Source organism: Arthrobacter sp. Leaf234, assembly GCF_001422665.1.
In the GTDB taxonomy this organism is placed as follows: Bacteria; Actinomycetota; Actinomycetes; order Actinomycetales; family Micrococcaceae; genus Arthrobacter_D.
The window spans coordinates 1-21,643 of sequence record NZ_LMLU01000010.1 but is presented as its reverse complement, the minus strand read 5'-3'; the positions used below and the strand labels follow the sequence as shown (position 1 = coordinate 21,643).

At 65.4% G+C, this 21,643-nt stretch carries 14 protein-coding genes; 8 read left to right on the top strand and 6 right to left on the bottom strand.

Annotated features, from left to right (window positions below; translation table 11 throughout):
- Positions 1-34: 34 nt before the first annotated feature.
- The 5 genes from modA to thiL all read right to left on the bottom strand — a co-directional run bounded on the left by modA (position 35) and on the right by thiL (position 5,622).
- On the bottom strand, positions 35-823 hold the full coding sequence (gene modA, locus ASF21_RS15240) for a molybdate ABC transporter substrate-binding protein (RefSeq protein WP_055773387.1): 789 nt from the start codon (positions 821-823) through the stop codon (positions 35-37).
- Between the two features lie 83 nt (positions 824-906).
- Positions 907-1,311, bottom strand: a complete 405-nt coding sequence (locus ASF21_RS15235) for a TOBE domain-containing protein (protein WP_055773265.1) — start codon at positions 1,309-1,311, stop codon at positions 907-909.
- A gap of 40 nt (positions 1,312-1,351) precedes the next feature.
- Positions 1,352-3,586 (bottom strand): ATP-dependent DNA helicase RecG, encoded by a 2,235-nt coding sequence (locus ASF21_RS15230; RefSeq protein ID WP_055773262.1) that lies wholly within the window; start codon positions 3,584-3,586, stop codon positions 1,352-1,354.
- A complete protein-coding gene (locus ASF21_RS15225) occupies positions 3,576-4,520 on the bottom strand; it encodes a DAK2 domain-containing protein (RefSeq protein ID WP_055773259.1) in 945 nt (314 codons plus the stop codon). Before ASF21_RS15225 ends, ASF21_RS15230 begins: the two co-directional genes overlap by 11 nt.
- A gap of 22 nt (positions 4,521-4,542) precedes the next feature.
- On the bottom strand, positions 4,543-5,622 hold the full coding sequence (thiL, locus tag ASF21_RS15220; RefSeq protein ID WP_082471637.1) for a thiamine-phosphate kinase: 1,080 nt from the start codon (positions 5,620-5,622) through the stop codon (positions 4,543-4,545).
- A gap of 151 nt (positions 5,623-5,773) precedes the next feature.
- Between thiL and wecB the strand changes: the two genes are divergently transcribed.
- From wecB to ASF21_RS15185, 7 genes are all read left to right on the top strand, one after another.
- Positions 5,774-6,922, top strand: a complete 1,149-nt coding sequence (wecB, locus tag ASF21_RS15215; protein WP_157365945.1) for a non-hydrolyzing UDP-N-acetylglucosamine 2-epimerase — start codon at positions 5,774-5,776, stop codon at positions 6,920-6,922.
- A gap of 141 nt (positions 6,923-7,063) precedes the next feature.
- Positions 7,064-8,824 (top strand): metallophosphoesterase, encoded by a 1,761-nt coding sequence (locus ASF21_RS15210; protein ID WP_055773254.1) that lies wholly within the window; start codon positions 7,064-7,066, stop codon positions 8,822-8,824.
- Positions 8,825-8,991: 167 nt separating this feature from the next.
- Complete coding sequence (locus tag ASF21_RS15205) at positions 8,992-9,708, top strand: NTP transferase domain-containing protein (RefSeq protein ID WP_055773251.1); 717 nt, start codon at positions 8,992-8,994, stop codon at positions 9,706-9,708.
- Positions 9,709-9,823: 115 nt separating this feature from the next.
- Complete coding sequence (locus ASF21_RS15200; RefSeq protein ID WP_055773246.1) at positions 9,824-13,465, top strand: CDP-glycerol:glycerophosphate glycerophosphotransferase; 3,642 nt, start codon at positions 9,824-9,826, stop codon at positions 13,463-13,465.
- Positions 13,466-13,622: 157 nt separating this feature from the next.
- Positions 13,623-17,435: a CDP-glycerol glycerophosphotransferase family protein gene (locus ASF21_RS15195; RefSeq protein ID WP_162237559.1), complete on the top strand. Its 3,813-nt coding sequence runs from the start codon at positions 13,623-13,625 to the stop codon at positions 17,433-17,435.
- A gap of 58 nt (positions 17,436-17,493) precedes the next feature.
- The gene (locus ASF21_RS15190) at positions 17,494-18,333 is read left to right on the top strand and encodes a hypothetical protein (RefSeq protein WP_055773238.1); all 840 of its coding nucleotides are present in this window, start codon (positions 17,494-17,496) and stop codon (positions 18,331-18,333) included.
- Positions 18,284-19,969 (top strand): hypothetical protein, encoded by a 1,686-nt coding sequence (locus ASF21_RS15185; protein WP_157365944.1) that lies wholly within the window; start codon positions 18,284-18,286, stop codon positions 19,967-19,969. Before ASF21_RS15190 ends, ASF21_RS15185 begins: the two co-directional genes overlap by 50 nt.
- A gap of 344 nt (positions 19,970-20,313) precedes the next feature.
- Here the strand turns inward: ASF21_RS15185 and ASF21_RS17455 are convergent, their stop codons facing one another.
- The gene (locus tag ASF21_RS17455) at positions 20,314-20,643 is read right to left on the bottom strand and encodes a glycosyltransferase (RefSeq protein WP_200914854.1); all 330 of its coding nucleotides are present in this window, start codon (positions 20,641-20,643) and stop codon (positions 20,314-20,316) included.
- 466 nt (positions 20,644-21,109) lie between these two features.
- Between ASF21_RS17455 and ASF21_RS15180 the strand changes: the two genes are divergently transcribed.
- The coding region (locus tag ASF21_RS15180) for a fibronectin type III domain-containing protein (protein ID WP_162237558.1) at positions 21,110-21,643 on the top strand (534 nt) is incomplete at its 3' end.

Sequence of the window (21,643 nt, the reverse complement as noted above, 5' to 3'; positions counted from 1 at the left end):
CCTGGCCGTCCCTGGCCGGGCCGCTCGTGCGGCGTCAGGGCGCACCGAAACCAGCCGCCGTCAGGACGGCTCGGCCCTCGGGACCCGTGACGAAGTCGACGAACGCCTGCGCCGTGGCCGCCTCCGGGCTCTCCGCGAGGGCGGTGATGGGGTAGGTGGTGGCTCCCGCCCCCGCCTCGGCCAGGTCGATGCCGAGCACCGATCCCCCTGCAGCGCGGACGTCGGTCCCGTACACCAGGCCGGCATCCGCCTCCCCCGACGTCACCTTGCCCAGCACGTCGGTGACGGAGGACTCCTCACTGACCGGGTCCAGGTCCACGCCCTCGGCATCGGCCACGGCCACGGCGGCGGCTCCGCAGGGCACTTGCTCGGCACAGACCACGGTCTTCACGCCGGGGCGCGCGGCATCGGCGAGGGACGAGATTCCCGCGGGGTTGTCGGGCGGGACCGCGAGCTGGAGCGTGTTCGTGGCGAAATCGACCGCGGTCCCGGCGAGCAGTCCCTCGTCGGACACCCGCTGCATCGTGCGGGTGTCGGCGGAGGCGAACACGTCGGCCGGCGCCCCCTCGATGATCTGCGTCACGAGGTCGGAGGATCCTGCGAAGGTGAGCCGGACCTCAGTGCCGGGGTGCCCGTCCTCGAACCGCCCGGCGAGGTCGGTGAAGGTGCTGGTGAGGGAGGCGGCGGCGAACACCGTGATGCTCCCGTCGATCTCCGCGCCGTCCGCCGCGGCGGAGCCTCCGGCGCCCGTGGCATCCCGGGCTCCGCCGCAGCCCGTCAGGAGGAGCACGATGAAGGCGACGGCGGCCGGTACCGCACACAGTTGCCGCCCCGGGGTCCGCCCGGGGCGGCCGCGGCGAGCGTCCCGTCCGTGGCTCCGGACCCCCGGCGCGAGGCGGGCGATGATCACGCCTTCCCTCCCGGGGTCTCGATGATGACGGTGGTGGCCTTGATGACGGCGATGGCGATCGATCCCTTCTCCAGCCCGAGATCCCGGACGGCCTCGCTGCTCATCAGCGACACCACGCGATGCGGGCCGCACTGCAGCTCGACCTGCGCCATGACCGTGTCCTGCAGGACATCCGTGACGATCCCGACGAACCTGTTGCGCGCGGACCGCCCGATGTCGGAGGGATCACCCGGCAGCACGGCGTTGCGGTGAGCGAGCGTCGCCAGCTCGTACCCATCCACCACAAGCCGTCCCGCTGGGTCCTTCGTGCTCGCGAGGATGCCGCCGTCGATCCAGCGTCGGACGGTGTCATCGCTGACCCCGAGATAGCGGGCCGCGTCCCCGATCCGTATCTGCGTCATGATCGAAACCCTACATCCTCGGATGCGGAGCGATACTGATTCAGCCCTTCTCGAGGAAGGCTTCCTTCTCGGGGTTCAGGTACAGCTCGATGGCCAGTGCCAGGCCGGGGTATCCCTCGAGGTCCGGATCCTCCCCGACGACCTCCTGGGCGTCCGTCCGCGCCTTCTCGATCACCTTCCCGTGCTGGGTGATCTTCAGGAACCGCAGGGCGGACCGGCCGCCCGACTGGGACGCGCCGAGGATGTTGCCCTCCCGGCGCAGTTCGAGGTCCTTCTGCGAGAGCTCGAAGCCGTCGGTCGTGGACGCCACGGCGGAGAGCCGCTCGCGGCTGGGGTGCTCGGGCTCGAGCTTCGTCACGAGGAGGCACGTGCCGGCGTGGCCGCCCCGGCCGATCCTCCCGCGCAGCTGATGCAGCTGCGAGATCCCGAAGCGGTCGGCGTCCATGATCACCATGAGGGTCGCGTTGGGCACGTCGACGCCCACCTCGATGACCGTCGTGGCGACGAGGAGCTGCACGCTGCCGTCGGCGAAACGCGCCATGACATCGGCCTTGTCCTGGGGATCCATCCGCCCGTGCAGCATCCCTCGCGTCACGCCCTGCAGCTGCGGGACCGCGTCCAGGTCGTCGGACAGGCCGACGACGCTCGTGAGCTCCTGCTGGCCGCCGGGGGCCTTCTCCGGCACCGGGTCCCCGTAGAGCGGGGCAGCGACATCCTCCTCGGACCTGCCCTCGTCGCCGATCTTCGGGCACACCACGTACACCTGGCGGCCGGCGTCGATCTCCTCGCGGGCCCTGGCCCAGATCCTGTCGATCCATGCGGGGTGCTCGGTCAGCCCGACCTCGTGCGTGGCGATCGGGCTCCTGCCCGCGGGAAGCTCGGAGAGCGTCGACGTCTCCAGGTCCCCGAACACCGTCATCGCCACGGTGCGCGGGATCGGGGTGGCGGTCATCACGAGCACGTGGGGAGAGGTGCGGGCCTTGGTGCGCAGGGAGTCCCGCTGCTCCACGCCGAACCGGTGCTGCTCGTCCACCACGATCAGGCCGAGGTCGAAGAACTGCACGTTGTCCGAGAGCAGCGCATGCGTGCCGATGATGATCCCCGCGTCGCCGGAGGCAGCCTCCAGGAGGGACGTCCGACGCTGGGCCGTGCTCATCGAACCGGTCAGGAGGACCACGCGCGTGCCGTCCGCGGAGCCACCGAGCATCCCGCCCTCGGCCAGCGGTCCGAGGGTACGCGTGATCGACTGGAGGTGCTGGGCTGCGAGCACCTCGGTCGGCGCGAGCAGCGCGGCCTGTCCACCGGCGTCGATCACCTGCAGCATGGCCCGGAGCGCCACCAGCGTCTTGCCCGAGCCCACCTCACCCTGCAGCAGCCGGTTCATCGGGTGGTCGCGGGCGAGGTCGTCGGCGAGGGTCCGTCCGACGTCGAGCTGACCCTGCGTCAGGGTGAACGGGAGGCGCGCGTCGAACTGGTCGAGCAGTCCGCCTGCTCGCGCCGGCCTGGCGGTTGCGTCCTCCCTCGCCGCCAGAGCCCTGCGCCGCGCGAGAGCCGCCTGCAGCACGAACGCCTCCTGGTAGCGGAAGCGGTGCTGCGCCCTGTAGGCATCCTCGACCTGCTGCGGCCGGTGCACCAGCTCGTAGGCGGTCGCGAGGCTCATCAGCTTGTCGCGGCGGGCGATGGACGCGGGGACGGGATCGTCAAGGTCCGTGAGTCGCAACGTGTCCAGGATCGTCCCGACCGCTATCGCGATGCGCTCGCTGCCGAGCTTCTCCACCGCGGGATAGACCGGGATCGGGCGGTTCACGTACTCGGGGTCGCCGTCGCCCTCGTCCAGCAGCACGTAGGCGGGATTCGTCAGGGACAGCTTCCCGCGGTAGACCGTCACCTTGCCGGAGAACATGGCCCGGACACCGGGCCGGAGATCGCGCTCGGCGCCGTAGCCGTTGAAGAAGGTGAGACTCATCGCACCGATGCCGCCCTCGGCGTCGTCGGTGATCACGACTTCCAGCAGCATGCCCTTGCGCGTGCGCATCCGCCGTGAGTTCGCGGACTGCACGCGGGCGATCAGCGTCACCTCCTCGTCCACCGGCACCTCCGCGATGGGGGTCAACTCCCCGCGCTTGAGGTAGGTGCGGGGGAAGTGGTTCAGCAGCTCGCCCACCGTGGTGATGGAGAAGTGCTTGGCGAGCAGCTTCGCGACGGGGCCCAGATGGCGGTCGAGAGGTGCATCGAGCTCCGAGGCGGCCGTGGACCGCGCCGCGTCAGGACTCACCGGCCTCGGCTCCCGGAACCGGCACCGCGAGCTGCGTCACGGAGATGTTGACGGGATGTCCAGCCTCGTGGATGAGGGCCAGGGCCGGCGCGGCGTCCGGCACGTGCACGTGGATCCTCCAGCGATAGCCCTCCTCGACCGCCGTGACCGCGCTCATGATGACCGAGTCGCCGAGTTCGTCCAGGTGGAGCCTGAGCGTTGCGGCATCCAGGGGGCTGAGGTTGATGGTGCACATGACCTCTACGCCGTCCGCGTCTCCCCCGTTGTGGATGTGGGGTGACTGGATGTCGTAGCCGTGCAGGCCGTCGAGCAGCTCGTCCTGCAGCTCCTCGCCGAGGGCTGCAGCTCGCAGGGCGTCGAGGATGAGCAGGAAGCCGACACCGCCGGCGTCGACCACTTCCGCGTCCGTCAGGGGCCCGAGCTGGCTCTCGGTGTGCACCACGGCCTGCAGCGCGTGCTGGACCGAGGCCCGGAGCGTGAGCGCCAGCGTCGAGTTGCTGTCATCCGATGCGTGTCCCGCGGCCGTCTCGGCAGCACCCCTCGCACTCGCCTCGAGGACGGAGAGCATGGTGCCCGGCACGGGGTCGCTGAGAGCGGACCAGCTACGGATCTGGGCGCGGTGCAGGGAGGAGGCGAAGAGGGTGCAGGTCAGCCGGCTGGTGCCGTGGAGCGGCTCGGCGAACGCGGAGAGGAAGACGGCGAACAGGGTGCCCGAATTTCCCAGGGCCTCTTCCATCGCCGCCCGACCGGCGACAGCCAGCAGTTCACCCAGGTCCGCGGTGTCGGCATCATGAGCGGCGCGGGCGGCGGAGCGGACCGTCAGGTACAGATTGGTGCCGGTGTCCCCGTCCGCCACCGGGAAGATGTTGATGGCGTTCAGGCGGTCACTGTGGTTCCCGAGCGATTCCTCGGCCTTGCTCAACCAACGCTTCATCGCCACGGCGTTGGCGGTGATCTTAGTGTGCAAAGTGGTCCCATCCCCTGAGAGCTGTCGCCTGCGACGCCAGTGTCACCAGCGGACTGCCCGGCCTCACCGAGCCTACCGCAGTGAAACCGGGTGGCAGCAGAACATCCTGCGGGAAGGTGGCGAGTAGGCCGTGGTCCTCGCCGCCGCCGAGGACCCACTCCATCGGATCGACACCGAGCAGCCGGGCGACCGGCCGGAGCGGATCCGCATGGTCCAGGAGGGCCTCGGGGTCGAGGTCCAGGTGCACCCCGCTGGCGGTGGCGATCCGCCCGGCGTCACGGACGAGGCCGTCGGAGATGTCGAGCATCGCGCTCGCCCCGGCGTCGGCAGCTGCGGGGCCTGCGGTGAGCGGCGGGAGCGGGCGCAGCTGCGCTGCGACGAAGACCTCCCCCAGCGGGCCGAAGTCCTGGACTGGACGGCCGTCCTCGAGGATCGCGAGGCCTGCGGCGGCGCGGCCGAGCATCCCGGTCACGGCGACGAGGTGGCCTGGTCGCGCCCCCGATCGGAGCACCGGCGCCCTGCCTCCCAGTGTCCCCGTGACGGCCGCCGTGATGACGAGCTGCGCTCCGGCGCCGAGGTCCCCGCCGACGACGGAACAGCCGGCGGCACCGAGACCGCGGATGGCTGCGGCGAGGCCCCGGGCGCAGTCCTCCACCCAGTCCACGGGTGTCTGCGGCGGAAGGGTGAGGCTCACCACCAGGGAGGTCGCCGAACCGCCCATGGCGTTGATGTCACTCAGGTTCTGTGCCGCTGACTTCCAGCCGACGTCGTAGCCGGTGGTGCGGAAGCCGTTCGGCCGGACCAGGCGGAAGTCATGGTCCTCGACGAGCGTGTCCATGCTGATCACCGTCCTGCCGTCGGGGGACGCCACGATAGCGGCGTCGTCGCCGGGCCCGAGCAGGGCGGCCGCGCCCTGCTGGAACAGGGGCAGGATCCTCGAGAGCACGGCATTTTCCGTCGTGGCACCGACCAGCGGCCCGGCGACCGCGCCGTCGGGCGACGAGGGGGGCGGCGCAGCGATGCGACCGGGCACCCGGGCGGGATCGAGCGAGGGATCGGACGTGGCCATATCCCCACGGTACGTCGAGGTCCTGACGATCACAGCGATGATTCCGCGGATTCCCGTTCCCGTCCGGCCCGCCTCCCCCACCCCGTCGAGCCGGTCAGCCACCCCACCGCCTATACTCGGCCTTTGCCCAGTCGCCGCCTCGGAGGATGAATTGAAAACTGTCATGCTCGTCTTCGGGACCCGTCCGGAGGCCATCAAGATCGCACCGGTCATCAGCGCGCTCAGGAGGACGACGACGCTGGACGTCCGCGTGACCGTGACCGGCCAGCACCGGGCGATGCTCGACCAGGTGAACACCCTCTTCGGCATCCGGCCCGACCACGATCTCGACATCCTCGAGCAGGGCCAGGAACTGCACTCCATCATGACGAGGACGATCAACGGACTGAGCCCCCTCCTCCGCGACGACCCGCCCGCAGCGGTGCTGGTCCAGGGCGACACCACCACCTCGACGGCAGCGGCGATCGCTGCGTTCTACCGGCAGATCCCCGTCGTGCACCTCGAGGCGGGCCTCCGCTCGGGAAATCTCCAGTCCCCTTTCCCGGAGGAGGCGAACCGCAGGATCACGTCGCAGATCGCGGCACTGCACCTCGCCCCGACCAGCACCAGCCGGCAGAATCTTCTCGACGAGAAGATCGCTGCCGCAGATATCGCGATCACCGGGAACACCGTCATCGATGCCCTGCTGCAGGTGGTCCGGGACCACCACCCGTTCTCGGATCCGCGGCTGGAGGCGCTGGTGGGAAGCGGTCGCAGGATCCTCCTGGTCACCACCCATCGCAGGGAGAACCAGGGAGCGGCGATGCGCGGCATGGCGCGTGCGATCGACCGAATTGCGGAGAACGAGCCGGAACTCACCGTGGTGCTGCCCCTGCACATGAATCCGGTGGTGCGGGAGGCCATCGTCCCCGCCCTCAGGGACCGGCAGAACGTGATCCTCACCGAACCGCTCGCCTACGGGGAATTCGCCCGGCTGCTGTCGCTGGCCGCCGTCGTGCTGACCGATTCCGGCGGGGTGCAGGAAGAAGCCCCGAGCCTCGGGAAGCCTGTGCTCGTGATGCGCGAGAACACGGAGCGGCCGGAAGCCGTCACGGCGGGGACGGTCGCCCTCGTGGGTGCGGACGAGCATGCCATCGTCGACAGTGTGACCGCACTCCTCCACGACGACGAGCACTACGCGTCCATGGCCACAGCAGTCAACCCCTACGGCGACGGAAGGGCGGCTGAGCGCGTGGTGGCGGCGGTCGAGCAACTGCTCGGCGTGGGCACGCGCCTCCCTGACTTCACACCACTCCCGTGAAACTGCCGGGCGTGCGATCGCCCGTTCTCCTCTAGGCTTGGTGGAGCGACAGACCGGCGGCGCCCGCAGCGCGAACCGCTCGGCATCAGCACTCCAGAAGGATGTTTCCCCCTGATCTCCCCCGGCACCCCTGCCCGCCCCGTGTCGCGCCGCCGACTCCTGCAGCTCTCCCTCGCCGCTGCCACCGCCGTCGCGGTGACCCCTCTCAGCGGCTGCACCGCCGAGACCCGCCCCGGTCCGCCCTCCCCCTCCGCGAGTGCCGGCGGACGGCCCACCACCCGGGACCGCTCGATCCGGCTGGGAGACCGCCTCTCCGAGGATCTGCCGTACCGGGTGCTGGAGGACGGCGACGGGCTGGAGCGTGTGGTCCGCGAGGATCTCGCGGACCGGCCTGGCGGGACCCGGCCGGAACCGGTTGCCCTGGCCGCTTTCGGGCACATCACCGACCCGCATGTCCTGGACGCGACGAATCCCGGGCGGCTCTCCTTCCTCTGGCAGTACCTCGATTTCGAGGAAGGCTACCCGACCTCCGGAAGGTTCCGGCCCCAGGACGTCCTGACCGTGCACGTCCTCGACGCGACCGTCCGGGCGTTCAACGCCCTCGGGCAGGGGCCCGAGAGCGGGCGCCCGCTCGATGCCCTGGTGGTCACCGGGGACCTCAGCAACTCGTTCTGCACCAGCGAGCTGGATGCGGTGGTCGCAGCCTTGGACGGTGGGAGAGCCACCGCCAACCCGGTGGGGCGCTACGAAGGCATCCAGGACCACGGCCGTTCCCCCCGGGACCTGTTCGCCGACGTCTGGCATCCCGACCCCGAGCCCGACGGTGCCGACCCGGACAACTGGAAGGCGCGGTACGGCTTTCCGACCGTCGAAGGGCTCCTCGATGCCGCCAGCAGTCCCATCGACGCCCCGGGTGCCGACGTCCCCTGGTTCGTGGGGTTCGGCAACCATGACGAGACCGGGCGGTACGGGGGGTCGCGGATCTCTCCCGGCGAACAGTTCGTCGACCTGGTGCGCACGGGCTCGCGTCTCCCGCTGGAGCTCCCGGCCGGGATGAAGGAACCCGATTTCTGGGAGCAGGCCAAGGGTGGAGAGGCGGCTCGGGAGCGACTCCTGGCCGAGCTGCCGTCGCGGACCACCGCGGCGTCCGAAGAGCGCGACGTGTTCGACAAGGCGGCCTTCCGAAAGGCACTCGCGCGCTCCGAATCCGCCGTGGAGCAGCCGATCGAGGAGGACGCGCTCTACTACTCCTTCGATCTCTCCCCGGAGGTCCGCGGCATCATGCTGAACACGGCGAGCCCCGACGGCAGCGGGCGAGGGTGCCTGGACCGTGAGCAGGCTTCCTGGCTCGTCGGTCAGCTCGAGGCCGTGTCCGGTTCCTACCTCGACGAGGAGGGGAATACCCAGATGTCGGAGGCCGAGAACAGGATCACGGTGCTCTTCAGCCACCACCCGCTCCGGTCATTCGAGGATGATGCGACGACGGCGGACGACGGCGGGGAGTCCCTGGCACGGGACGAAGTCCTCTCGATCCTCTCGCGGTTCCCGAACCTCGTCCTGTGGCTGAACGGCCACGAGCACAGGCACCGGGTGGAGGCACACCGGGGGCGGAACGGTTCGGGCGGACTCTGGGAGATCACCACGGCCTCCCTGATCGACTTCCCGCAGCAGTCACGCGCTGTCGAACTGGTCGACAACCGGGACGGCACACTCTCCATCCTGGCAACGCTCCTCGATCACTCGGCGGCGGACGACGTCCGCCGCGACGGCGAGCAGAGCCCGGCGTCCCTTGCTGCCCTGAGCCTCGAACTCGCCGCGAACAGACCCGGGCTGGACCCCGGGTCGGTCCAGGGAGCCGCCGGGGACCAGAACGTGGAGCTGCTGGTGGCAGCACCGTTCTGACCTTTAAGACGTGGAGCACCATCCCCGGCAGCCCCCTCGAGCCCCCGCTCCTGTACTATCGCTGCCGGGGGTACCTCAGTGTGGTGGTGCGACCGCAACGGTCTCGTGGTGGCAGTTCGTCGATCATGTTCCCTACCCACACGGCGTACTAATCGACAGGACACATCATGACGGTGCAGGTAGTCATCCTCGCGGCGGGCATGGGCACACGGCTCGCTCGTCCCCACCCCAAGCCACTCACGGAGCTGAGCGACGGTCGGACCATCATGCAGCAGCAGGTGGAGAATCTCACGTCCGAATTCAGGAAGAAGCTCCGCCTGTCGATCGTCGTCGGCTTCAAGCTCGAGATGATCCTCGAGCATGTCCCGAACGCATCCTTCGTCTACAACGAGGCCTTCGACCAGACGAACACGTCCAAGAGCCTCCTCAAGGCTCTCCGGAACTCCGCCAAGGGCGGCGTCCTGTGGATGAACGGAGACGTCGTCTTCGCCCCCGAGATCGTCAAGTACCTGCGGCCCTTCATCGAGCAGGATCTTTCCTTCGTCTCCGTGGACATGTCCTCCGTCAGTGACGAGGAGGTCAAGTACACCGTCGACGACAACGGGCACATCGACCAGTTGTCGAAGTCCGTCGAGCACGCGCTCGGAGAAGCGGTGGGCATCAACTACATCTCGTCCAAGGACAAGAAGAAGCTCATCAAGCGCCTTGCCCAGGTCGGTGACCAGGACTACTTCGAGCGCGGCATCGAGCTCACCATCGCCAAGGACGGTGTCCAGTACACGCCTGTCGACATCAGCAACTTCTACGCCGTCGAAGTGGACTTCGCGGACGACCTGGAGCGCGCCAACCAGGAACTCGACGCGCGCGTCACAGCGGACGTCTGATCCACCTTCCGAAGGACAAGCACTTATGGCACGTTGGACCACCGCAGAGGACGCAGTATCCGGGATCCGTCGGATAGCGAAGCGGAAGCTGCGGACAGCGTGGCAGAGTCTCCCGGTGGAGCAGCGGAAGAAGATCCGGCAATCCCTCCATCCGGCGGACGCTGCGAAGGTCGAACGGGCGGCGTCGACCCTCACCTCTCCACGGACCCTCACCGCGGCACCCGTCCAGAAGCCGGTCCTCACCATCGGCGTGGTGGTCGAGGACGGCACGCAGGATCTCGTCGCCACTCTGCAGAGCATTCTGCGACAGAAGTCGGTGGCCCTCGCGGTGGTCGTGGTCGACACGACCGGCGACGACGGCATCGTCAGGGACGCTTCCTCCTACGCCAAGCGGGACGCGCGCATCGCGCTTCGGCCTGCCACCGGCATCCCGGCGCCGGCTGCACGTCACGCGGTGGTCGAAGCCGCCAGGACGCGGTGGATCATGTTCGTCACCGCCGGGGACCTCGTTGCCCCGGGCGCTGCCGCCGCCGCGGTCCGGTCGCTCAAGGGGTCACGGTCCGACGTCGCGGTCGGCACCGTCGGGGTGCGGAAGGGCGCCAAGTTCGTCACCCCGGCCGCGCAGACCGCCCTGCACGGAACGGCCGAGCTCACGACCACGCTGCAGCATGCCCCGGACCTTGCGTCGGACACCTACCTCAGCAACAAGGTCTTCTCGAGGTCGTTCTGGCTCGAGCACCTGATGGACGTCGACGTCGAAGGCGATCTTTGGCAGGCCGAAGCGGTCCGGGCCGCCTATCTTCGTGCAGGGACCATCGACCTCCTGCCGGGAAGGCTCAGCGACGTCGTCGGCGACAGCGGTGGGGACTCCCTCACCCGCGAGCAGCTGTGCAGCATCGGGGTGCTCGACGAGTACCTCCGGCGGATGTCGGCAGTGATCACCGAGGGTCTCGGACGTCTGGCCCCGGAGGCGGCGGAACGACTGCTGACCCGGCTCCTCGGCACCGATCTCTTTCCCTTCTTCGAGGTCGTCCCTCGCACCGACGACGTCTACTGGTCCCGGCTCGTGGCGGGGGTCCAGGAACTCCATGCCCTGGCCCCCTTCGCCTGGGAGGGCATCCGGCTCCACAATCGCCTCATCCTCGCGGCGGTCCTGGACGACAACCGGCCTGATGTGGTCACCATCTGCAGCTCCCGCAGCGATCTCGGGTCCTCGTTCGCCACGTCGTCGCAGCCGGGTCCGCTCCGTGCGCAGCCTCCTTATCTGTCGGACCTCACGAGACAGCCGTCCGAGGACCTGCTCGCCTGCCAGGACATCGACCTTCGCGTCATCAGCAAGATCACCGAAATGGAGTGGGGCGACGACGGCTGCCTCAGGATCACCGGCCACGCCTACATCTCCTCGATCGACCCTGCTGCGGGCGCTCTCGTCATCGAGGCCATGCTGATCGACGACGACGGCAACGAGGTCCTGCCGCTCGTTGTCGGGAGGCACCGCGATCCGGCCATCGACTGGGACGCGAACGACAACTGGACCAGTTATGCGGACAGTGGCTTCAGTGTCAGCATCGACCCGGCCGCCCTGCCCGCCGGGGACGCCGCGCCGTCGTCATGGTCGCTCGGGCTGCGCCTCACAGCGCGGGGTCAGGTGCTGGAATCACCAGTCACCCGCCGGGACACCTCGGGTGCTGCCGGCACCGTACCCATCGCCCCCATGAACGGGGAGCACCGCATCGCCGTCGAGTTCAAGCCCGGACGCGGTCTGACGCTGGTGCGGGTAGCCCCCATGTACTCGGCGACGGACGTGCGGCTCGACGGGCGCACACTGACGATCACGGTCGAAGCACACTCCGCGCCGCTCGCCTCGAAGATCACGGTGGAGTGCGCGAAACTGGCCCTTCGGAAGACCGCCGTGTGCGTGGACGTACGCGGTAACGTGGCCGACTACCGCCTCGTGATCCCCCGCCTCACCGCAGAGGCCTCACCGCGCGCCGAGCACCAGTGGGACCTGCGCCTGGACAGCGGCTTCAAGACTCCCCAGCCCATCGCGTGGCGCCCCGGGAGCACGGACTTCACGGAGCAGCTGGACCGATCGCGCCGCCTGCGCCTGAAGTTGACGGGCTACGGCTTCCTGGCCCTCGAAGAGCGGCGTTACCGGGTCGAGGCGGACGATCTCCGTGTCTCCGAGGACGGCTGCTACCTCACCGTCCTCGGTACGGCGGACTTCACGAGCATCCATGCCCCGCGGCTGGTGCTGTCCAGTGGGAAGGCAGTGATCGAGGCGGACCAGGTGGCGCTGAACGTCACGCGCAACCAGGGGAGCAACCGCTTCACCGTCCGCTTCCCTCTCGTGAGTTCTCCCTGGGAGGGCCGGGATCAGATGCCGGAGCCGGGAGCCTACAGCCTCCGGTACATCCCCCAGAAGACAGAGGACAACGTAGGGTACTGGCTCCCCGCGGCACCTGCCCTCCAGGAGATGCTGCCTTCCCGCGAGCTGCGTGACACCCTCGAGGTCGGCATCAGCAGGACGGCTGTCGCCGGAGCCGTCACCGTCCACGTCCGCCCGCCACTGGCTGCGGACGAACTCGGACGCTACAACCAGCAGATGCTGCGCAGCGAGATCGACCGCGCGAAGCTGCCGCTGCAGGACTCCGTCCTCTTCATGTGCTTCGGGGGACGTCGCGCAACCGACAGCACGCGGCGCATCCTCGAGGAGTTCCAGCGGCGCGCGACCGTCGGGGACATGTACTGGGCGATCGCTGATCACTCCGTGCCCGTACCTGATGGCGCCCAGCCGGTCCTGATCGGCTCACGGCTCTGGTACCGCCTGTTGGCCGAGGCAAGGCTGCTCGTCAACAACAACAACTTCCCTTTCTACTTCCGGAAGCGGGACGGGCAGGTGTACATCCAGACATGGCACGGTACACCGCTGAAGAAGCTCGGGAACGACGTCGCCCGCACCAATTTCTCGCTGTCCTACTGGAACCTCATGCAGCGTGAAGCGACCTACTGGGACGCGCTCCTCGCACAGAACGACTATGCGGCGCACGTCCTCGCCACGTGCTTCGGTTTTACCGGGCAGGTGATCACCGAGGGGTACCCGCGGAACGATTCCCTCAGGGCCCCCGACGCCGATCTCCGCCGCGCAGCGGTGCGTGACCTCCTCGGGATTCCCGAAGGTCGTCGAGCCATCCTCTACGCACCGACGTGGCGCGACGACGCCAAGAACACGTCGAAGCAGTACGAGCTGGTCACCTACCTGGACTTCGAGGCAGCCCAGGAGCAACTCGGCGAGGACTATGTCATCCTGCTGCGTGGACACCACAACATCGCCGGCCAGCGACAGACGGCGGGGAACCGGTTCGTCATCGACGTGACGGAGTATCCCGAGGTCAATGATCTGTATCTTGCTGCGGACGTCCTGATCAACGACTACTCGTCGGTGATGTTCGACTTCTGCGTGACGGGTAAGCCGATCATCTTCCTGACCCCCGACATCGCCCAGTACCGCGATTCGACCCGCGGCTTCTACTTCGATCTCGAAGCGCAGGCTCCCGGTCCACTGCTGATGACAACGCCCGAGGTCGTGCATGCCATCAAGTCCCTGCCGTCGATCCAGGTGCGGTACGCGGATCGGTACCGGACCTTCGTGGAGACCTACGCGCCGATGTGTGACGGATCTGCGACCCAGCGGGTGGTCGATGCGCTCCCGCTCGGCGTTCCGGCGACCGACGACGTCGTCTCTGCGCAGCACTAGCGCGGACCCCACGCCCGACTGTTCAACACAGTCCCACCAACTGCACAGCGGCACATCACCACCAGCGGCGTAGGGGGTGGTCCCGCTCACGCCGGATACGCGAAAGGTATGTCAGATGAGCCCCCATAGGGATTCGGAGGTCAACTCAGGAGAGGAGTTGAGCCCCGGCACAGCAGCATCGAGGCGTGACCGAACCTGGACAGACGGTGGTTCTCCGGCCGACTCGGCCCATCGCATCTTCGAGGCCGGTCATCGATCGCTGCACGAGGGTGATCTTCCGGCAGCCGCGGCAGACTTCACGCGTGCACTCCAGCTTGATCCGCGAAATGCGCGATGGCAGTACCAGCTGGGTTTCGTGTACCAGCGACTGAACTATACGCGTCAGGCCCTTCAGCATTACCAGAATGCCGTCGAGCTCGAGCCGAGCCACGAGCGCTATCGCGCGAAGCTCGAAGGCCTGAGACAGGCGGTCAGGAGCACCAGGGGCTCGGTCGACCAGGACGTTGATGATGTCGCAGTCCTCGACGACGCTCACCGTCTGCAGTCATTGAGAGCGGACAAAGGCCCTAAGTGGCAGCAGCTCGACATCCTCAGGAGCGGCAATGCCGCCCACGCAACCGATTATGCATGGCAGATCGATCTGGCGACAACATCGTATGCAATGAAGAAATATGATGAGGCTGCGCTCGCCTTCAGCAGATCGTCGCTACTCGAACCCGGTAGTGCGGACAACTATTTTCTCGAAGGACACAGTTGGGAGCTCAGCGGGAATCCGCAGCGCGCCGCCGAAGCCTACGCGAAAGCAATGGCAGCCGACAAGAAGTTGAACTCGGCTGTGCTGGGCATCGGCGCATTCTTCCAGAATCGGGGATTGTGGCAGAGAGCGATCCAGGCCTACGAGGAGTCGGCGAAAGTCGCACCTGATACGGCAGAAATACGGTACAGGATCGCGTTGTCATTCGATCGATGCCATCTCTGGGGAGACGCTGCGCGACATTACCAATTCGCCATCGTCCTACGTGACGATGTGCCCTACTGGCATTACAAGCTCGGCCTCTCGTACGAGCGCCTGGAACGCTGGGGCGAAGCCGCCCAAGCCTACGATCACGCCTACAGCCTCGATCCATCCAAGAAATACTGGGCGTACAGGTCTGGATATTCACTAACCCGAATGGGCTCTAGTGACTTGGCCGCGGTGTCCTTCCTTCGTGCAATGGAGGAGCAGCACCACGTCCTGCCCGAGACGTCCCCGCTGACAGAAAGCGCCCGTGCGTACATCGTGGACGTGGTCCGCCAGTCCCGAACGGTCCGCGAGGGGTCGAACTCGACGACACAGCGGAGGAAAGCCGGCGAACTTGCTCTTTCGGCAGGCGACTGGCGAGCTGCGATAGAAGAACTCTCGGCCGCAGTCGACCGCTCTCAGTCGTTCGATGTGAACCTCCGACAGCTGAGGGCAATGGCACTGACGAGAGCCGGCGAATTCGATGCGGCCGCGGACGCCTTCGTGGACTCCAGACTCTTCAACACGTCGGACGGCGTCGATGTCGGCAAGTATCTCCGATCGCCGAAGACGAAGAACAGTCTTGAGTACACGGACCTCTACGCCTCGCTGAGGATCAGGCCCGATGTAATCCTGTGGGAGAGCAACCATGGCGCGTCCATCGGCTGTCATCCGCTTGCACTCTTCCGGAATGTGGTGGCCGACCCGGCCTATGCAAATTTCCTGCATGTGTGGGCAGTGACACCGGAAGCGGTAGTTCCGGCGGAGATTGCCGGACGACGGGACGTCGTCTTCGCCCAACTCCATACCGACGCCTACAAGCGCTACCTGGCCAGCGCCCGTTTCCTCGTGAACAACGTCTCATTTCCGCCCTACTTCATTCGGAAGGAGGGGCAGCGATACCTCAATACCTGGCACGGAACACCGCTGAAGACATTGGGCCGAGACATGAAACAGGGAGTTGTTCCGCACGCGAATCTTGCACGGAACTTCCTGCACAGCACGCACATCATGAGTCCCAACGAACACACATCGCATGCTCTCATTGCGCGGCATGACATCGAGGGGCTGTTCGAAGGGAAGATAGCCGTCACCGGATCACCGAGGATCGACCGACTCGTAGTGTCCGGCGACGAGGACCGAGCGCGGCTCCGTTCAGACCTGGGAATCGCCCCAGACGATGGTCGCCCGGTGGTGCTCTACGCTCCGACCTGGCGGGGTGAGACTCACGACCGCAGCGTAGACGTGGGTCAGCTCCGGGAGGACCTTGAAAGCATGACCAGCCCTGGTCATCATCTCTTCTTCCGGGCCCACCGACTGACCGAGTCCCTGCTGCAGGACGTCGAACTCGATGTGACCGTCGTACCTCAGGCAATCGATACGAACGACCTGCTGATGGCGGTCGATCTCCTGATCACTGATTACTCGAGCATCTTCTTCGACTTCCTGCCCACGAAGAAACCGATCGTGTTCTTCGCGTATGACGAGGAAGAATATGCGTCGGACCGCGGCCTCTACTTCGACTTGACCGACATGCCGGGCCAGGTCTGCGCTACAGCAGAAGAACTGCAGCCGGCCATTACTGCGGGCCTCTCGAGCGATTGGAGGTCCGATGCGACCTATGAGTCGGCGATCGCGCGCTTCTGCTCCCAAGAGGATGGCCTGTCCTCGGAGCGGGTGAAGCGCTTTTTCTTCGACGATGATCCGGACGCCATTGCCTCGAAGAGGCCGGTCGATCGGCCCACCGTACTTCTCCACCACGGTCTCATCCCCAACGGGATCGCGACCTCCTTCCGCAACCTGATGCACAGCATAGATCCCGAGCATTACCGGATCGTTCTCGTGGTCGAACCGCAGGTGCTCGCCCGGGATGCCTTGCGGCTGGCCAATCTGGTCGCCCTTCCGGATCACGTCCAGATCATCGGGCGGACAGGCGTGCACGCGCTCACCCCGGAAGAGAAGTGGACGGTGAACAAATTCAATTCGCAGCACGACCTGGCGTCTCCCGAACAATGGGGTCTGTACAGAACGAGTTTCGAACGGGAACACAGACGTATCTTCGGCACGAAGCACTTCGACGCGATCATCGAGTTCGACGGCTACTCCGCGTTCTGGACGTCGCTTGCCGCCTTCAGTCCGGGCAGCGGTACGCGCACCATCTATCTCCACAACGACATGGGGAACGAGGAGAAGATGAAGTTCCCCGAGTTGGAGGCCGTCTTCCGGCTGTACCGGTTCTATGATCGATACGTCTCAGTGGCACGTGCAGTCTCGGAGAGGAACAGAGATGCGCTATCGACCAGGTTTTCCCTGACGCCATCATCCTTCGTCAACGTCGACAATCAGATTCATCCCGAGTCAGTGCTGCTGTCGGCGACCGAGCCGGTGGATCAGGACATCGACGACTGGATGAATGGAGCCAGCACCAACTTCCTGGCTATCGGAAGAATGTCCCCGGAAAAGGACCACGCCAAGCTCATCCGCAGTTTCAGCCGATACCACCGGTCACACCCGCTCTCGAGGCTGGTCATCGTGGGAACCGGACCGCTGATGACGGATCTGCAACAACTCATCCACCATCTGGACGCTTCCGATTACATCTGGCTCGCTGGACAAAGGAACAATCCCTATGCAATACTCGCCCGCTCTGATGCTTTTATTCTGCCATCCCTGCACGAGGGCCAGCCGATGGTCCTCTTCGAGGCGATGATCCTCGGCAAGCGCATCGTGAGTACCGACGTACCAGGACCGCGCGAGGTCCTGGACGGGCGGTACGGTCTGATCGTGGAGAATTCCGAGGAGGGATTGGCCCGGGGATTCGACTCGTTGGAAGATGCGGACTTCCCCCGATTCACTTTCGATTACGAGCTGTACCGTACGTCGGCATTGCAGCAGTTTCTTCTCACCTGCCTGGCTCCCGTAACGGTCGGCGAACCCGGATCGCAACGATCTTCGGCAGGTCAGCGGTGAGCCGCCCGTTCGTCAAACTCGGGAAGAACCACGGGTCGGCCGATCGAGGGAGGTGCCAGTGATTCCTTCGAGCCCCTACCGGTCCGGCCCTGTCGACGTCCGTTTCGAGTATCAGGCGGCACGCAAGGAGACCCGTCACCTCATCGTCATCTTCACCTCCATCAGGAAATCGAACGCCCTTCTCGACTTCCTCCACGACAAGCCACTCCTGAAGCACAATAGAGCCCACCTGCTCTGGATCTACGACGATTTCGACGCCGACTACTCGTACTACGCCTGCCGGAACCGCGAGTTCGATATCGAATCGGGAGTTACCGCACTCGTAGAGGTCTTCAAGGAAGCGCTCGGCCTCGCCGATGACGAATGCACGACGGCAGGAATGTCGAAAGGAGCGTCAGCTGCGATTCGTATCGGTATCAAGGCGAACTGTGGCAACATCGTCGCCTCATCGCCGCAGATCGCCATCGGCACCTACCTCAAAAACCGAAAACGGTTCCCCATCATCGAGCACATGGCCGGATCTGCCGAGCCGTCCGATGTGGAGTGGTTGAATGACCTCGTTCCGCAGGCGATCCGTTCAGATGAGCGGAAAGAGCGTCATATGTACCTCCTGACGTCGCCATACGACCCTCACTGCATCGACTATCTGGAGCCGCTGCAACAAAGCTTGAATCGCTACACAAACTTCAACCTAATATCGACAGCATCCAATCTCGCCAGGAACCATGCCGAGACTCTCCAGTACAACGTTCCGCTGATGGTGTCGATTCTGGGGATTTTGTCCGAGGGACTGCACCCAGCCTTCGGCGCAACGTCGAACGGCCACGGGTTCGACGGTTCAGGACATCGTGACAGGCACCTGCTTCTCGCGAAAAAATTCGGCGGGATCTTTCTTTGAGGTCCGGCTGGGCGACATGTCGGGCATTCCGAGGTGTCTCGACGACACGGAATGGCGAGTATCGATGATCGGGTCTGCGAAGAAACATCTCACTGTGACTCCATCCTCCATGGTGATTCCTCGTCACGCCGGCATGGCGCGGAAGCCTCCGAGGCCGCCCGGGCAGCAACAGAAGTCCTATAAGGAAAAATTCGACTTCCGCACGCTGTTCTACGATGTCTTCCACTCAGGTTCTGACATCGTTCTCAGCGGGCCACCCCTGCTGAACCTCAAGCCGGAGATGGAACGTGCCGATTTCTCGACCGAGCTCGGCGCTCCCCTCACCCCGACCTTCACGGATCTGGACCGGACCCAGCGCTCACTGATCCACGACGCCCCGAGCGCGCAGCTCCTGACGATGACGACCCCCCTGGTGACCCTCAGTACCGAAGTCAGCCGCGACCTCGGCCACCTCTTCGCGAACCGGAAGGTGCTCTTCACCAAGTCGAAAAACAATCGACTCGACTGGATCCATGACTGGGCTCTTTTCCATGTCGAAACACACGGGGTGGACGCAGTCCTGCTGTATGACAACGGCTCGACCGAATACGTGCCCGAGGACGTCGTGGAGGCTCTGGCCAGAATCCCTGGTCTCGATGTCATCGTGGTCGTCCGATGGCCGTTCCCTTTCGGCCCTCAGGGCGGTAACTGGGATCGCCTGACCAACGCTCCCTGGGATTCGGACTTCTGCGAATACGGGATCATGGAGCACGCTCGATATCGCTTCCTCACGGGTGCGGCTGCAGTGATCAACGCCGATATCGATGAGCTCGTTTTGCTCGGAGCCGGGGGCTCGGTGTTCGATCTGCTCATGAAGACCGGTTCGCCCGGTATGACCTATCACGGTCGGTGGATAGAAACGGTCGGTGCTCCGACGGATGCCCTTCTCAGCTTCGCGGATTTCCAGTACTTCGACGATCGGAGAGTGCCGACCACCCGCAAATGGGTGGCCCGACCAAGCCTCACCCGGGACGCCGCGCAGTGGAAGACACATCAGATTTCAGGAGTCGACCTGACTCCCTCCACCCAGATCCAGCATCGCCACTTCATGGGCATCAACTCAGACTGGAAACGAGCACGAACTCATCAAGTTCCGCTGGACCCTACCGTGCACCATTTGGACCGGGACCTGACCGCCGCACTCGGTCGAGTCTTCGGCCCGAGTCATAGGGATGACCGAGCGTTGGTCTGGGGCTTAGACGATCCGTCAGCGCCTCAACCCAGTGAGCTGCTTCTGGAGATTCAGGCACGCCTCTCGGAATCTCGGTTCGACAATCTGAAGAGAGTGCACCTGTGGTTCTACAGACCGAATTGCCTTGTTGTCGACTTCCGCGTCGATGGACTGCCGATGGCCGTCGACCTCATTGACGAGTCGGGCCGGATAGCAGTCAAACTCATCGGACGGACAGAGCAAGCAAAGGTGAGAGTGAGAGAGCTGATGGGCAAGACAGGGCTTGTCGAACTCGGAGGCAAGTACCACCTACCTGCTGTTGCGATCCCGACGGGTCATAGATCGTTCGGGGATGGCGTGGAGAAGCTTCTCAGGGCGATAGGAACACGAGCTTTGGAATCACGTGATGGTGGAGTGGCCTCTTAGGAGCAGAGACTACGCACCTGCCGAAAGTGCTGTTCTCAAGAAGTACTGATCTCGAACGGGTGGGTGTCGGAGCCGTTCGAGATCAGTACTTCTTGGCTGCGGTCATGAGCCGAGTTGTGTCCCCCGAGCCCGGTCTTCTGTCCATGGCAGTCTCCACACCTCCTACGATGGCAGGGCTAACTGGTGAAGCCTCCTGTCGCTGGCCAACTCCATCTCGCCGGCCCATCGAGCAGTCACGGCCTGATCGGAGAAACGCTCCGCCGTGGCGCGCGCAGCCGTCCGCATCGCACGCAGATCGTCGCTGGACGACGACACGATCGTGGCGATGCGCGCAGCGACGCCGGCTACGTCTCCTCGTGGCAGGAGGAGACGTAGCCGGCGTCCTCGATGAGATCGGCGGGACCGTACGGGATGTCGTAGGCGATCGGCAGGCAGCCACCGCTCATCGCTTCCAGCAGGACCAGGGGCAGACCCTCTGTGGTGCTGGTCAGCAGGGTGAAGGACGCCGCCCAGAGGTCGTGCAGTGTCGCTGTAACCCCGGCAGCCGGACAGTCGACTCCAGGGCAGACCCGGCGATCAATTGCTCCAGCCGGTCTCGGTCCGGTCCCTCGCCGAAGCTTCAGTGGTGCGACCGAAAGCTTGCCGAACTGAGACGCCCCTAACGAGGTAAGCACGCGAACCTTGATCGTCAGCGCGGCTCCTGACGTGGCAGCGAGCACTCCTTTAAGTACAGCGCAGTATTCGGACAACTTTGCCGCAGGTCAGGGTTCGACGTGATCGCAGGTGTCATGATTTCGTCATGCCCGCTGGAGGCACCACTATTCGCCGAGGTCTCACTATGCTCCTGCTTCCGAATGCGCTGTCACTGCCCGAGCCTGCGTCTTCCCTGAAAGAGAGGACCAGGACGACCGATCACGTTCTCTTTTCCAACCCGTCACCGGCTCGGACCTCACATCGAAGGCCCCCCACGCAACACCCGTAAGATCCGTTCTGCCGCCGCGCCGGCTGCGGTACCTGCTCACGAAATTGCCATGCCTGCTGATGTCGGCTAGCCGACACTCCCTCATTGCGTGCCTGTCCTTAAGTCTCCTGAACGCCTCTACAGCGCGTGCCTCCGGAATACCTAGCCCACGAGGAATCATGACCAGCCCTCTCTCCAACACGCCTTTCCTTACAAAGATCACGAGCGTCGTCACCACGTTGCTGATGCTGCTTCTCGTCGTCGGAGCACAGGGCGCAGCTGCCACCCCGCTGATGATTCCTTCGACCATCAGTCAGACCTCCGATCTGCCCACAGGTCTCGCTTCCCCATCCCAGGAGCTTACGAGCGTGAAGCTCACCTGGAACGCTTGGGCAAATGCCCCGCGCTACCGCATCCAGTTCTCCACCAAACCCGACATGTCCGGTGCCACGTACTACAGGTACGGCACCACGAGTGCGACAATCACGGGGCTCACCAAGGACACCACCTACTACTTCCGCGTCCGAGCCCTCGCGGCCGACAATTCGACGGCCCTCAGTCCCTACTCGGACGCCATCAAAGTGAGCACCAAGACCGATTCCCCGTTCCCCACGGGCCTGAAGTTCACGGAGCAAAGCGAATTCGGCATCAAGCTGGCCTGGAACGCCTGGAACAACGCGCCGCGCTACCGCGTCCAGTTCTCCACCACGCCC